Source organism: Iocasia fonsfrigidae (assembly GCF_017751145.1).
Taxonomy (GTDB): Bacteria; Bacillota; Halanaerobiia; order Halanaerobiales; family DTU029; genus Iocasia; species Iocasia fonsfrigidae.
In genome coordinates, this window is record NZ_CP046640.1 from 3,811,240 (window position 1) to 3,824,909 (window position 13,670).

Annotated in this window: 16 protein-coding genes; 1 reads left to right on the forward strand and 15 read right to left on the reverse strand. The window is 33.3% G+C overall.

Annotation, left to right across the window (positions count from 1 at the left end):
• Position 1: 1 nt before the first annotated feature.
• From GM661_RS18280 to GM661_RS18320, 9 genes are all read right to left on the reverse strand, one after another.
• On the reverse strand, positions 2-1,780 hold the full coding sequence (locus GM661_RS18280; protein WP_230868092.1) for a solute:sodium symporter family transporter: 1,779 nt from the start codon (positions 1,778-1,780) through the stop codon (positions 2-4).
• A 121-nt stretch (positions 1,781-1,901) separates the two neighbouring features.
• A complete protein-coding gene (locus tag GM661_RS18285; protein WP_230868093.1) occupies positions 1,902-3,218 on the reverse strand; it encodes an L-fucose/L-arabinose isomerase family protein in 1,317 nt (438 codons plus the stop codon).
• 15 nt (positions 3,219-3,233) lie between these two features.
• Positions 3,234-4,142 (reverse strand): AEC family transporter, encoded by a 909-nt coding sequence (locus tag GM661_RS18290; protein WP_230868094.1) that lies wholly within the window; start codon positions 4,140-4,142, stop codon positions 3,234-3,236.
• 4 nt (positions 4,143-4,146) lie between these two features.
• On the reverse strand, positions 4,147-5,010 hold the full coding sequence (locus GM661_RS18295) for an NAD(P)-dependent oxidoreductase (protein WP_230868095.1): 864 nt from the start codon (positions 5,008-5,010) through the stop codon (positions 4,147-4,149).
• A gap of 204 nt (positions 5,011-5,214) precedes the next feature.
• Entirely contained in the window at positions 5,215-6,435 is a 1,221-nt protein-coding gene (locus GM661_RS18300; protein WP_230868096.1) for an ROK family transcriptional regulator, read from the reverse strand.
• A gap of 80 nt (positions 6,436-6,515) precedes the next feature.
• On the reverse strand, positions 6,516-6,656 hold the full coding sequence (locus tag GM661_RS18305) for a hypothetical protein (protein WP_230868097.1): 141 nt from the start codon (positions 6,654-6,656) through the stop codon (positions 6,516-6,518).
• The gene (locus tag GM661_RS18310) at positions 6,632-6,916 is read right to left on the reverse strand and encodes a GxxExxY protein (protein ID WP_230868098.1); all 285 of its coding nucleotides are present in this window, start codon (positions 6,914-6,916) and stop codon (positions 6,632-6,634) included. The genes GM661_RS18305 and GM661_RS18310 overlap by 25 nt, the downstream gene beginning before the upstream one ends.
• 284 nt (positions 6,917-7,200) lie before the next feature.
• Entirely contained in the window at positions 7,201-7,668 is a 468-nt protein-coding gene (locus GM661_RS18315) for a type II toxin-antitoxin system VapC family toxin (protein WP_230868099.1), read from the reverse strand.
• Positions 7,661-7,906, reverse strand: coding sequence for a ribbon-helix-helix domain-containing protein (locus tag GM661_RS18320; protein ID WP_230868100.1), 246 nt, complete (start codon positions 7,904-7,906; stop codon positions 7,661-7,663). Before GM661_RS18320 ends, GM661_RS18315 begins: the two co-directional genes overlap by 8 nt.
• 225 nt (positions 7,907-8,131) lie before the next feature.
• Between GM661_RS18320 and GM661_RS18325 the strand changes: the two genes are divergently transcribed.
• Entirely contained in the window at positions 8,132-8,632 is a 501-nt protein-coding gene (locus GM661_RS18325) for a kinetochore Spc7 family protein (protein WP_230868101.1), read from the forward strand.
• A gap of 61 nt (positions 8,633-8,693) precedes the next feature.
• Here the strand turns inward: GM661_RS18325 and GM661_RS18330 are convergent, their stop codons facing one another.
• The 6 genes from GM661_RS18330 to GM661_RS18355 all read right to left on the reverse strand — a co-directional run bounded on the left by GM661_RS18330 (position 8,694) and on the right by GM661_RS18355 (position 13,583).
• Positions 8,694-9,944 (reverse strand): adenosylhomocysteinase, encoded by a 1,251-nt coding sequence (locus GM661_RS18330; RefSeq protein WP_230868102.1) that lies wholly within the window; start codon positions 9,942-9,944, stop codon positions 8,694-8,696.
• 229 nt (positions 9,945-10,173) lie between these two features.
• A complete protein-coding gene (gene ptsP, locus GM661_RS18335; RefSeq protein ID WP_230869824.1) occupies positions 10,174-11,226 on the reverse strand; it encodes a phosphoenolpyruvate--protein phosphotransferase in 1,053 nt (350 codons plus the stop codon).
• Between the two features lie 58 nt (positions 11,227-11,284).
• A complete protein-coding gene (locus GM661_RS18340; protein ID WP_230868103.1) occupies positions 11,285-11,896 on the reverse strand; it encodes a phosphoenolpyruvate-utilizing N-terminal domain-containing protein in 612 nt (203 codons plus the stop codon).
• A 14-nt stretch (positions 11,897-11,910) separates the two neighbouring features.
• Complete coding sequence (locus tag GM661_RS18345; RefSeq protein ID WP_230868104.1) at positions 11,911-12,174, reverse strand: HPr family phosphocarrier protein; 264 nt, start codon at positions 12,172-12,174, stop codon at positions 11,911-11,913.
• A 38-nt stretch (positions 12,175-12,212) separates the two neighbouring features.
• Complete coding sequence (locus GM661_RS18350) at positions 12,213-12,692, reverse strand: PTS sugar transporter subunit IIA (RefSeq protein WP_230869825.1); 480 nt, start codon at positions 12,690-12,692, stop codon at positions 12,213-12,215.
• Between the two features lie 45 nt (positions 12,693-12,737).
• Positions 12,738-13,583 (reverse strand): PRD domain-containing protein, encoded by an 846-nt coding sequence (locus GM661_RS18355; RefSeq protein WP_230868105.1) that lies wholly within the window; start codon positions 13,581-13,583, stop codon positions 12,738-12,740.
• Between the last annotated feature and the right edge of the window lie 87 nt (positions 13,584-13,670).

Sequence of the window (13,670 nt, forward strand, 5' to 3'; positions counted from 1 at the left end):
TTTATAACTCCTCTCCTATGGTGCTATTATTATTCTCTGTCTTTTGCTGCTTGATTAAATATTCACTATATTTTTCATACCAATTATTAAGACTAAAATATCCTAATATAATAGTAACTATAACTTGAATAGCAACAATTTTCCAAAATGATGGATATACAATCCCATCTGTATATGCTAAACCAAATTTTGAAAATAGTATATAAGTAAAGACAATGGCAGAAGCTAATAACACTGAAATTAATAACGAATAACGCCAAGGTTTCATATCAACTTTGGCTTTACTCTGATAAGTCCATGCCTCCTTTTTAGGTGTAAACTTAGAAATAACTAACATAATTCCTACCTCAACCCAAAATAAAATGAAATACACATGTACAAAGTGAATCGGTACCTTCCAGCCAATTAAATCTTCTAGACCCCAAACTAATAAATAATAAGTAATCACATGGAAATAAACAACTACCTTAGCAGCTAAAGCCGGAACACGCCTCGTTAATACTCCTACCATAACTAATACGATAATTGGAATATTAAAGAATCCCGTAAATCTACGAATTAAATCCCACACTCCATCTGGGGCATTCATTAACATTGGAGCTACAAGAAATGAAATTAAAGCTACTATAATACCAAACCATTTACTAACCCTAATCTGTTCTTCATCAGAGGCATCCGGATTAAAATGTGGTTGATAAATATCTAAAACAAACATTGTTGCTGCACTATTTAATAAAGAGTTAAAAGAACTTAATACTGCTCCTAACAATACTGCTAAGAAAAAACCAGATAAAGCCACTGGCAATAAATTACTCACTAAAGTAGGAAAGGCTAAATCTACTGATGCTAAGTTGCCTCCATACAAGTGAAAAGCAATAACTCCAGGTAGCATCATCATAAAAGGCACTAATATTTTAAAAAATCCTGTAAAAATTGCTCCTTTCTGTCCTTCAGCTAAGTCTTTAGCACCTAATGTCCGCTGGATCACATATTGATTGGTACCCCAATAAAATAAGTTAGCATAAATCATTCCTGTAAAAAGGGTTCCAAAAGGAATAGAATCAGTAACCCTACCTATGGCATTTAATTTTTCAGCATGATTAACAGCAATATACTTCATTCCAGAAATAATACTCCCATCACCTAAAGCCATGAAACCTAATACAGGCATTAAGATCCCAATAATTAATAAGCCAATACCATTAATTGTATCGGAAACTGCTACTGCTTTTAGCCCCCCAAAAATAGCATAAATTGCTCCAATAATACCAACAATCCAAACCACCAGCCAAACTGACTGACTATATGAAATATTGAGTATATTGGGTACATCAAACAGTTTTAATACAGCTAACGACCCTGAATATAATACTGATGGAATAGTAACAAAGACATATCCTAGCATAAATAAATAAACAGATAATCTTCTAACCCCTTCATCATAACGATCACTTAAAAAAGCTGGTAATGTTGTGAATGCCCCACGTAAATATTTAGGTAATAAATAAAGAGCAAAGATAATAATAGCAAATCCAGCTGTAACTTCCCAGCCCATATTAGACATATTTAAGCGATAAGACTGACCATTTAAGCCAATTAACTGTTCAGCGGATAAGTTTGTTAATAGTAACGAACCTGCAATAAAAATACCAGTTAAACCTCTGCCAGCTAAAAAATATCCATCTGCACTTGAAACTTCTCCCTTAGTCTTCTGATAAGCAATCCAGGCAACCAGTGCCATAAACAACGCAGCAGTTATAATTGTATAAGTAATGTTCATTTTAAATCCCCTCCATAAAAATAATATAACAAGTTCTATTTTCAAAACACTCTCTCTATCTTATATCAACTTATTATTAATTATAAAAGAGGGTATGGATTTTTAATTAAATTAAAAAATTTTATTTGATTACCTTCCATCCTTTTAATTGCGCAAAGATTTCAAATGGTCTAATAAAATCTCCATAAACTACAGAAATATGATGGGCAATACCATTACCTATCACTGTATTTAAAACATTTTTAATATCTTTTTCAAACTCAGCTTTAAAATAAGTCCCTTTTAATTCTTTTTCCATTGGAATACTTTCACCCTTTTGCAAAAAGACCCTATATTCCCCCTGAGCAGAGTCAAAGCGCAGAACAGAAAATTCTCCACTTTTCATTACAAAATCAGCTGTTACACCTCTGCCCCCAGCAAAATAAGTATCTAAAGAAATATTACACTTGCCATCCCATAAATTACATGGTGCCACTCCACAGTGCCATAATAAGGCATAATCTTCTTCTAAATCAACTTGAGATAAGTCAGCTAAAAATGGTGTCTTCGCCCCTACAGCCTGTTGAGCTAACATGGAAATAGTTCCTTCAATATCCCCTTCACAGCCTAAGATATAATTTTCTGCCTGTAAAAAAGACATTGCTGCACATGGTGAAATGCCAAAATCTCGAGCAAATTCTGGCCAGCATCTAATTGCTAAAGCAGATAGTCTATTATCATCAACGAATTTTTGTAATTTAACAACTAACCGTGCAACATCTTTTAACTGTTCTACTGTAATGCCAGAGGCATCAAAAATTTCTTTTAATTGCTGCTCTTTTTTTTCAACGTCTTCTCTTAAAACCTCTAAATTCATTACTTCATTTAATTCATAGTGATCTATTAACATGCCCATTTCACTAAAACTATTTAACTCATCAATAGCCAAATTAAAAAATCCCTGTGCCCGATAACCCAAAATACCAATATGAGCTTCTTCCAAAGCAGCATTGATTCTAAGCGCATCAATCCAGTCTTGCTCAATAGTATCAGCTACTATAGCATGATATTTTCTATTACCAGCTTTGTATAAATTTGAGGCATCTAGATTAACACCACAAACTGAATTCAAACGAATCTTGCCGCCATCATAAGGGAGTTCATTTAACCCCCAAAGTAAAATTGGTTTCCTAATTGCTTTGTCCAATTCTAATACTAAGTGGCCCAAATGAAAAGTCCCACTAATAACAACTAGTCCATCAATATTACTCTCAAGCAACTTATTAGCAGCTTTTTTAGCATCTTTAACTTCGATTACCAAATCATTTATAAAGGTATACGCTGTATTTTCAATTTTTTTAAGCCCCTTTTTAAGCTCTTGATAAATTTTTTCAGCAGCTTTATAATCAAAAGTTTTTCTAGCTAAGCAAACTACTCCTAGTTTAACCCCTTTTTTCATTTTTTTCCCTCCATATTAAATCCATTTAAAGATCAGCCACATTAAAATAAAACTAATGATATTGCTAATATTAACAATACTCCCTGTTATTTTAGTATTTAATTTGTTCTCTATAGAATAAGGAATTATGGCCATCCCAGCAGGCATAATTAAACCTAATAAAATAACTCCTTTAAATAATTTACTATAAGGTAACAAAAAATATAAACTGCCCCCAACTATTAATCCCAAAATATATTTAATACTAATAGACTTGATAATATTTTTTAATTCAAGCTTATCTAAAGAAAATTCTAAATAAAGACCCAAAATTAATAGAACTAAAGGCCCATTCATTACAGCTAACCTTTGTAATATTTGTAGTGGAATGCCACTAAGCCTAAGATGAAGAAGGTTTAAAGAAATAGCTAATACATAACTCATTAATGGAACAAATTTCATTAATATAATTAATATCTCCTTTAATAAAAGTTTTTTGCTATTTGGGGCATAAAAACTGGAAACTATATAGGTCAAACCAAAGATAATAAATGCATTGCCCATATCAAAAATAGCTATATACTTTAATCCTAGTTTCCCCCAGATAGTCTCTACAAAAGGGTACGCAAATAAACCAATATTAAAACCCAGCAAAGATATAATTAGACTCCCTTTATTAGCTCTTAGGTCTTTTTTAAACAAATACCTTCCTAAGAGTAATGCCAATAAAGCAAAAATAATATTAATTAATGGTAATAAAATTAATTTTAAACTTAGTTCAAGACTAGAAAATACTGTTATAATCAAAGCCGGTAGAGTTACATTCATTACTAATTTGACCAAAATTTGACCATCATCTTTAGTTAATAGCCTAATTCTTTTAAGTATATATCCCAATAAAATAATTGAAGATGATATTACAAATATTTGATTGATCTTCTCCATCTTCTTAATTTCTGTTTTGAACTACTTTGATTGTTGCTGAAAAATCTTCTTTACCATAGTTAGCTTCCATAGCTTCTTGATAAATTGTGTGAACTATTTCTGTCCCTGGTAAAGTTAGATTAAATTCTTCTATCAAATCCTTAGCTATACTAACATCCTTACTCATATTTTTAATTGAGAAAGCAGTCGTAAAATCCTGCTGTTTAATATTTTTCCCTTTAGTATCTAAATAAAAGTTCTGTCCACCACCATAAGAAATAGCAGTAATAAAATCATCAATTTCAATATTAGCTTTATTTGCCAGAGTAATCATTTCATTAACAGCATTTTGAATTTGGCCCACCAACATATTATGACAGATTTTCATTACTAATCCTGCCCCATTATCTCCTAGATAGATAATATCCTGACCCATACACAATAAAATATCTTCTATCTTTTGATAGCTTTTTTTATCCCCACCAACATAAATACCTAATGTTCCATCAATAGCTGCTGACTTACTTTTAACCACTGGAGCATCAATCATAACTGCCCCTGTTTCCCGTACTTTAGCAGCCAATTCTTTAGACACAGCAGGTTTAATCGTGCTCATGTCTATCCAAATTTTATTCGCAGATAATACTGGCAATAACTCTTGACCTACTGCTTTAACATGTTCACTTTTAGGCACCATAGAAATAATAACGTCAGCCTTTTCTCCTACTTCTTTAGCTGAACTAGCAGCAATAGCACCTAATTGAACTAATCGTTTAATTTTTTCTTCCTTAATATCAAAAACAATTACTTTTTCATCTCTTTTTTTCAAAATATTAGCACACATTGATTCTCCCATAATCCCTAAACCAATAAAGCCTATTTTTTTCATTAACTATTCCTCCCTCTTTAAAATTTTTTCACTAATTGATTAAACCTTTTAATTAATACAACAAAAAATTTTTTCTTACCCTTTGTTTATCTTAAGTATACAATAATGGCTGTTAATTGTCAAATAATAAATAAAAACACACCGATTATAGCACTTTTTTTAATTAATCAACAAGAATAAAAGGCAATTAATTAAATCTTTTAATCAATTGCCTTTTATCGTTAATTTAGGGATAATTCCTCCTGTTTTAAAAAAGAAATTTTGAATAGCTATTGAAGTACCACTAATATATCCCTCTTTCAATTCACTTAATAAAATAAATCCTTTTAGATTATTATTAGGTAGCATATTTTTTAAATTATTCTTTAATTCAAGCATAAATATCTTATATTTAAATAGTTCACCATGTAAAATGACTTTATTAGGGTCATAAATAGTAATCACATTAGATATACCTAAGCCCATATAAAATGCCATTTCATTAATAAGCTTAATTATATCTCCTTTTTCCAATTCAGTTTCATCTAATAAAGTTTTAAAATTTAAATCTTTATACATATTTAAATCTAAAGTAGTATCCTGGGGAGTTTTTTCTTGTAGTTTGTTTATAACTGCCTTTTTCGATACTATAGTTTCCAAACAACCCCTTTTCCCGCAACGGCATAGTGAACCATTACTATCTAAAATCATATGCCCTATCTCTCCGGCCATATTTGTACTACCATAATATATTTCTTTATTAATAATCATAGCCGAACCAATTCCCGGCCCATGCTTTACAAACAAAATATTATTACCTCTAGTTTGATTATTATGGTCGATTTCTGCTAAGGCAAGAGCCCTTACATTGTTATCTACAATGACATTTGCCTGTAAAATATCCTCTAAAATCTTTTTAATTGGAACCTCTTGATTCCACAACCCATAGGCATGTTTACTAATCCCCTTTTTAAAATCTACTACACCAATAATCCCCACTCCAAAGCCTAAAATATTCTCCTTAAGAACATTATTACTCCATAAAAAACTCATACACTTTTGTGCCAGCTCTTTTAAAAATTCTTTGGGTTTTAAATCTTTATTTGTAGTAATAAGCATTGAGTTTAAAATATTACCTTTTAAATTGGCTATTCCTATCTTAGTAAATTCTAAACCAATATCTACCCCAATTACATAATATTTATTATAATTAATATCAACTAATATTTTTTTTCTACCTACTTTTTTTGTACTATCTTCTACTTCTCCTCTCTCCTTAACTATTTTTTCTGAAATTAACTCACCAACTAAAATACTTACAGCTGCTGGAGTAAGCCCTATTTTATTAGCTATATCTTTTCTAGATAAAGAACCTTCACTTTTTAATACTCTTAAAATAGAAGCCCTATTTTTTATTTTCACATTGGACATATTAATTCCTGTCATAATAGCACCTCCCTTTACAACGAATAACAAAAACATAGGTAACACTAAATTCCTATCAAAAAAAAAATTTAACTTATTCTCTATACACTTACTTCAAAAATACCTTTACCCTCTATTTCTAACCATTCTGCTTTATATTCTTTATTCTTATTAAAGTTAAATACCAGCATATATCCTGTCTCTAATCCCTGTATTTCTAAATATTCACTAACATTAACCATTCTGCTTTATATTCTTTATTCTTATTAAAGTTAAATACCAGCATATATCCTGTCTCTAATCCCTGTATTTCTAAATATTCACTAAGCTGTTTTAAGCCTTTTTCTTCATATTTCTTACCATTCCAGAGCTTAAGTTCTACGATATATTTTTTCCGACCAAAGGTTATAACTACATTCATCCTTCTTTTATTCCTGGTTTCACTTGCCAGCAGCTTTGTATCCATCTTTATGCCAGTTTCTTTTTCATATTCTAAGAGCATTGTCTCTATTTCTTCTGCTGAAAAAGACATCTCTACAGGAAAATCAGTTCTATCTTTTCTATTTTCTTACTCCATCAACCATATAATGCTCTTATGGGATACAAAGCCCGGTTACATTAAATTTCTTCAAGGCATTCCCCCTCTTTTACCAATTTTGTTGATAATATTTTTAAATAAATATGTAACAACTTTCTAGTATTTATTTTATCACAACAAAATAAATACTACCGGTTTTATAATAAACTAGTAGTTTTTATATACGCATACAGTTTAAGCACCTTTAACTATGGTTTCAAAACATCATATTTAGCCTGATTTTCCTGAATCTGATATGGGCTTAACAAAAAACCCAGTATATTAAAATGACTATCAAAACCAAATATCTTTTGAACCTTTATTTCTTTACATATTGCAAAAGAAGTGCAATCAGTAAAAGATAATCTGTGTTCAGAAAATTTATAGAAAATTTCCCATGCTTCCTTTGAAATTGCTTTGTCTACCCAGTAAATTTTTAAAGAATTATTTTTCTCAGCTTCCTGCCACAGACCCATTACTTTAACAGCTATATCATGTAAATTATGATAGCTAAACCAGGTCAGTGTTTCATCTATAACATAATTAGATGTAATTAAAGGTGTCTGTTTTTTTCTCAATTCCATCATATATGAAACAGAGGATTGATGATGTATATCACTTTTATTCATACAGGCAATCCAGGCCCCTGTATCTATAAAAATCTTATCATTAAGCATTATTCTTTCCTCCGTAAATATAGTCATCATGGTTTTCAGAACCATCTGCTAGCGGCAGATCAACTATACCAAGTAATTCTTGCAGAGGATCTTTAATCTTTCCCTTTACTTGTTCATTTTTAATATACTCAAACAATGACCGACGAATTACTTCAGACTGTGAAATATTTTTATCTACTGCTATTTTCCGAATCTGAGTAATCATTGTTTCATCAAGATAAATTTGCTTTCTAATCATAATAAAAACCTCCTATACGCTGGTGTATATATCCATTATCATTGTACACCATTATATTGAGCTTAGCAAGCCAGACATTCTAATCAAAAAGGGTCATATACAGCTAAAACATTTGTTCTTTTTTGATTGCTTTTCACCCCTTTTTATGATATTATAATTACATAATTTGGACCTATAATAACAATTTACTTATAGACATATTACTATGCAAAGGAGGGAAAATTATTGAGTAATGAGGAATTAATTAATAGTATTCGTGAAGTAGTTCATAGTGAGGTCTCCGGTCTAAAAGATGATGTTGCTGATTTGAAAAATGATGTTAAAGTATTAAGTGAGAAAGTGGATGAAAATACTGCCAGACTGGATAGCTTGAATGAGAAAGTGGACGAAAATACTGTCAGACTAGATAACCTGGATGAAAAAGTAGATCAAAACACTGCCAGGTTAAATAACTTAAATGAAAAGGTCACTGATAATACTGCTAGATTGGAGATTTTAAATAAGAAAGTAAGTGGAAATACCAAGAAACTGGATGATTTAAATATTAAGGTCGATAACATTAGTAACCGTCAGCTGGCTATCTTTGAACAAACTGCTGGTTTACTGGAATTTCGGACAACAGTTAATGAAAAACTGGATAATATCAGTGAAGATATCGCTTTCTTGAAACATAAGGAACAGCAAAATGAACGGGATATATTTATTTTAAAAAGAAAAATAAATTAATTTTTTTAAACCCTCTCAACATATCGCTGAGAGGGCTTTGCTGTTTGTTTATCATTCTCTTTTACTCATGCTGCCAGCCACTGAGATAAGCCTCTTGTTCTTTTGATAATTCATCTACAGCTAATCCCAGGGACTTGAGTTTAAGTCTGGCTACTTTATTATCTATCTCTACCGGCACTTTATGGACAGCATTAGTCATTTTATTATCTAATAGGTATAATAGGGAAGACAACTGTAAGGCAAAACTCATATCCATTATCTCTGCCGGATGACCGTCACCTGCTGCCAGGTTTACCAGTCTACCTTCGGCCAGCAGGTATATTTTTCGTCCGTCTGCCAGTTCATAGAGCTGGATATTATTTCTGGCTTCTTCTTCTTTAACAGCCAGCTCCCTTAAGTCCGGCTTGCTTATCTCTACATCGAAATGACCAGCATTGGCCAAAACAGCCCCATCCTTCATAACCTTAAAGTGTTCTCTACAGATAACATCTTTACAGCCGGTTACAGTAATAAAAAAGTCTCCTACCTTTGCAGCCTCCTGCATCGGCATTACCTGGAATCCATCCATCCAGGCCTCACTGGCTTTAATGGGGTCTACCTCAGTTACTATGACCCGGCCGCCTAGACCCTTTGCCCTCATAGCTACACCTTTACCACACCAGCCGTAACCAGCCACTACTACATTCTTACCAGCTACTACTAGATTAGTAGTCCGCATAATACCGTCCCAGACAGATTGCCCAGTACCATACCTGTTATCAAAAAGGTATTTACAGAGGGCATCATTAACAGCCATCATGGGAAAGGCCAGGACTCCATCATTTTCCATGGCTTTTAAACGATGGATACCAGTAGTTGTTTCCTCTGAACCACCAATAATCTTATCTATCAAGTCCTTACGCTTTGTATGGACTAATTCTACCAGGTCACCACCATCATCTATAATCAGGTCTGGTTTAATATCCAAGACTTTATTGATATGCTCCCTATATTCCTCATCTGTTGCCCCATACCAGCTGTGTACTTCCACACCATGGGCGGCCAGACCAGCAGCCACATCATCCTGGGTTGATAGGGGATTACTCCCACAGATAGCTACCCTGGCCCCCAGTTTATTAGCGACATAGGCCATATAGGCTGTCTTGGCCTCCAGATGAAGACAGATAGCCAGGTTCTTTCCAGCTAAAGGCTGTTCATCCTCATATTCCTTTAAAATCTCATTCAAGATATCCATCCTACCGGCCACCCACTGGATCTTCTTCCAGCCCTTATCAGCCAGTTCGGGATCTCTGATAGTTGATTTTTCTATCATATAATTTTTCCCTCCTAATTTATATGCTTCCTATTTTTTATTTAATAATCATTATATAAATTATTTTATCATACAAAAGCAAAAACTACCAGCCTATATAAGCTGGTAGCACCAACAGTCTTCCTATACTATCTGCTAATTCCATAATCACTTTAAAACCTGCTGGATTTACCAGATCTCTATCAGCTGATACAATTATTTCTGCATCAGTCAGTAAAACCCTTTCTTTTTACCTTTTGATACCATGTAGATATTCTTTAACATCAGCTGCACTCTTTAACTGACATGCCTCTTCAGCAACCCTCCTGGCATCCTTTATTATCCATTTGCTAATTAATTCCTTGGTCTCCAGTATAGAAGAAGAACTCATACTTAATTTATTTATTCCAGTCCCCAGTAAAAAGGGTAGTAGTAATTCATCAGCTGCTGCCTCACCACAGATACTAAGTGGAATATTGTATTGTTGCGCATCTGTAATTATTTTCTTAAGTATCCTTAGTACAGCAGGGTAATATGGTGTATACAGGTCTTTGACCTTACTATTATTCCTATCAACAGCATTGGTATATTGGATAAGGTCATTAGTTCCTATACTTAAAAAATCAGCCTCCTCAGCCAGCAAATCTATGATCATTGCTGTAGCAGGTATTTCTACCATAATTCCAACTTCTATATCTTTATTAAAATCTATTCCGGCACTTAGCAGTTCTTTTTTAACCTCATTTACTATTTCTTTTGCCTTCCTTAATTCCTCTACAGCAGTTATAAAGGGAAACATTATTTTCAACTTTCCAAAGTTACTGGCCCTGAGAATAGCCCGTAATTGTTTTTTGAATATTTCAGCAGTATCAAGCATTACTCTGGTTGCCCGATATCCTAGAAAGGGATTTTCTTCTGCTGGCAGATCAAAAAACGGGAGGTTTTTATCACCACCTATATCAAGGGTTCTGATTGTTACTGGTAGTTCCTTGAATTTTTCGGCTACTATTTTATATACATTAAATTGTTCTTCCTCTGTGGGTAATTCATTCCTGTTCATAAAGAGAAACTCGGTGCGAAACAAACCAATTCCCTGTCCGCCATTTTCTAAAACATTAGAGGTCTCAGCAACATCTCCAATATTACCCAATATTTCTAGCTCTACACCATCTGCTGTAAGAGCTTTTTTATCAATAAACTTAACTAATCTCTCCTGTTTATGCTGTTGCTCTACTATTTTATCTTCATATTTCTTTATTGTTTCTTTCTCCGGATTGATAATAATCTTACCAGGTATTACCATCAACAATTATTTTTTTCCCCTGATTTTCCTTTGTGAGTAATCTCTCCTCAACAGCAACCTACTGCCTGGCAATCCCTAAGGAGCGGGCCATAATAGCCACATGAGAGGTCTTCGAGCCTTCTCTAGTAATGATGGCCTTAACCATCTCTGTATCAATATTAACAATATCAGCAGCTGTCAAATCCTCAGCTACTAAAATACTGTCAGCACTTAGGGCTTCACTCTCTTCATGGCTGCCCGACAATATTTTTAAAACCCTATCACCAGCATGTCTTACATCTGCTGCCCGCTCTCGCATATATTCATCAGGCATACTTTTAAATATAAGGACATATTCCTCAATTGATTCAGCAAGGGCTGCTGCTGCATTTAGCTTATCATTTTTTATTTTATTCTCTATTAAATCCAGCAAGTCAGGATCACTTAGTATTGTGACCTGGACTGCAAATATCTCTGCTTCTTCTTCACCCATCTTATCCCTAGCATTTTCCTGTAATATTTCCAATTCTTTAATAGCTTTTTTTAATGAACTCATTAAAGAATTAATTTCTTTATCTATTTCATCTTCCTTTATTTTATTAGTAGTATAGCTTAACTTGTTTTTTTGTTTAAGCTGAACCTTTCCTATAGCTATACCCGACGAAGCGGCTACACCTATTAACTCCTCCATTTTAACACCCTCTTTTAGTCAGCTAATTCTTCTTCAATAAATGAAATCAATCCTTCTACAGCTTCTTTATCATCTTCACCACTAGCTTTAATAGTAATTTGGGCGTCTTTTTTTGCACCCAGACTCATTACTCCAAGGATACTTTTCCCATTGACCTCCTTCTCTCCTAAAATTAGTTTTATATCTGATTTATAATTCTTAGCTTTGTTAACAAATAATGAAGCAGGTCTGGCATGAAGGCCTGTTTCATTTGGAATTATTGCTTTTCCCTCCATCATAACCCCACCACCTTGAAAGATTTAATTTTATTTGCTTATCAGCTGGTAATAACCCTATATAAATCATCACCAACCGAAAGCTCTCCCTCTACCAAAACTTCCATTTTTTCTACTACTTCCATATTAGTGATTACTACTGGTGTTATTGTTGATACTGCCTTTTCCCGTATTATATCCCAATCTACTTCAAACAACTTATCACCAGTTCTAACCTGCTGTTTCTCTTCAACCAGTGCTGTAAATCCCTCTCCTTTAAGTTTAACAGTATCTAAACCTAGGTGCAGGAGTAATTCCAAGCCACCAGCTATTTCGATACCCAGGGCATGGTTTGTATGAAACAATTGAACAATTTTACCACTAACCGGGGCATATACATTCTTATCAAGAGGTTTAATGGCTACACCATCCCCTATCATCTTTTCAGCAAAAACAGGATCTGGTACATCAACCAGGTTAACAAGCTTTCCCTTTAAGGGGGATTTTATTACTATTGTTTTCGGTTTTTTAATAAAATTAATATTTTTTTCATCTTTTCAACTCCTTCATATTTATAAATTATTGCATTACAATGTCTCCTTTAACCTCTGTAGGTGAATAGCCATATATCCCTGTTCAGCCTCATTTATCTGTATACCAAGTTTATCTTTAATAAGCTGACTTAATTTTCCAGCCAGGTGGTAAGAATCCACAAACTCAGTCTTAACCCTGTCTATTAAAGGGTTCCTAACCTTTGACTTTTTCCTGGCCCTCTCAATACTAAAATGTAGATGATTAATCAAGCGAATATAACTTAACTCTCCAACCTGCAAAGATATCTCTAACTCTTTTTCTATAGTATTTACAAGTTCATTTATAAGAGAGATATCTCTTAGTGTATTTTTCACATCACTATTTTCCCGGGCAGCATAAAGGTGCATCGTAATAAATCCAATTTCAGCCTCAGGTAGATTTATATCCAATCGTTTACTAATTATCTCTACAGCCTTTATGGCTACTTTGTACTCTTCATTGTATAAAACTTTTATTTCTTCCAAAAAGGGGTTATCAATCAGCATTCCCTCAGAAAGTCTTTCTACTGCAAAGCTGATGTGGTCAGTAAGGGCAATATGAATATGCTGGTTAAGTCTACCTAGTTCTTTTTCTGCAAGTGAGATAATCTCTTCACAGAGACCTATTATCTCTCCATCCAGGTCATTGAGCAGATTAAAGTACTGTTTTTTGAATTTTTCATCATAGGTTACAAACGATTTCTCTATTTTAGATGGTTCCAATTCTAATAATTGACCTCTCTTTTTCCCAAAACCAATTCCCTTACCGAGCAGGACTTCTTCTTCACCGTTTTTTCTCTTAATAAGAATCACATTATTATTAAACACCTTTTTAACTCTACAGCTTACCTTGTCTGACATCTGCTACCCCCTTGAGTTAAAATAATTAAAAAACCAGGAAAAGAGAGATAACTCCCCCCTCTTCCTGGTTTATGCCTGCTAATCAGT

Bases quoted from the DNA above. Each gene is read 5' to 3' on its own strand.
- GM661_RS18280 (WP_230868092.1), bottom strand. From the start codon at position 1,780: ATGAACATTACTTATACAATTATAACTGCTGCGTTGTTTATGGCACTG.
- GM661_RS18285 (WP_230868093.1), bottom strand. From the start codon at position 3,218: ATGAAAAAAGGGGTTAAACTAGGAGTAGTTTGCTTAGCTAGAAAAACT.
- GM661_RS18290 (WP_230868094.1), bottom strand. From the start codon at position 4,142: ATGGAGAAGATCAATCAAATATTTGTAATATCATCTTCAATTATTTTA.
- GM661_RS18295 (WP_230868095.1), bottom strand. From the start codon at position 5,010: ATGAAAAAAATAGGCTTTATTGGTTTAGGGATTATGGGAGAATCAATG.
- GM661_RS18300 (WP_230868096.1), bottom strand. From the start codon at position 6,435: ATGACAGGAATTAATATGTCCAATGTGAAAATAAAAAATAGGGCTTCT.
- GM661_RS18305 (WP_230868097.1), bottom strand. From the start codon at position 6,656: ATGGTTAATGTTAGTGAATATTTAGAAATACAGGGATTAGAGACAGGA.
- GM661_RS18310 (WP_230868098.1), bottom strand. From the start codon at position 6,916: ATGCTCTTAGAATATGAAAAAGAAACTGGCATAAAGATGGATACAAAG.
- GM661_RS18315 (WP_230868099.1), bottom strand. From the start codon at position 7,668: ATGCTTAATGATAAGATTTTTATAGATACAGGGGCCTGGATTGCCTGT.
- GM661_RS18320 (WP_230868100.1), bottom strand. From the start codon at position 7,906: ATGATTAGAAAGCAAATTTATCTTGATGAAACAATGATTACTCAGATT.
- GM661_RS18330 (WP_230868102.1), bottom strand. From the start codon at position 9,944: ATGATAGAAAAATCAACTATCAGAGATCCCGAACTGGCTGATAAGGGC.
- ptsP (WP_230869824.1), bottom strand. From the start codon at position 11,226: ATGGTAATACCTGGTAAGATTATTATCAATCCGGAGAAAGAAACAATA.
- GM661_RS18340 (WP_230868103.1), bottom strand. From the start codon at position 11,896: ATGGAGGAGTTAATAGGTGTAGCCGCTTCGTCGGGTATAGCTATAGGA.
- GM661_RS18345 (WP_230868104.1), bottom strand. From the start codon at position 12,174: ATGATGGAGGGAAAAGCAATAATTCCAAATGAAACAGGCCTTCATGCC.
- GM661_RS18355 (WP_230868105.1), bottom strand. From the start codon at position 13,583: ATGTCAGACAAGGTAAGCTGTAGAGTTAAAAAGGTGTTTAATAATAAT.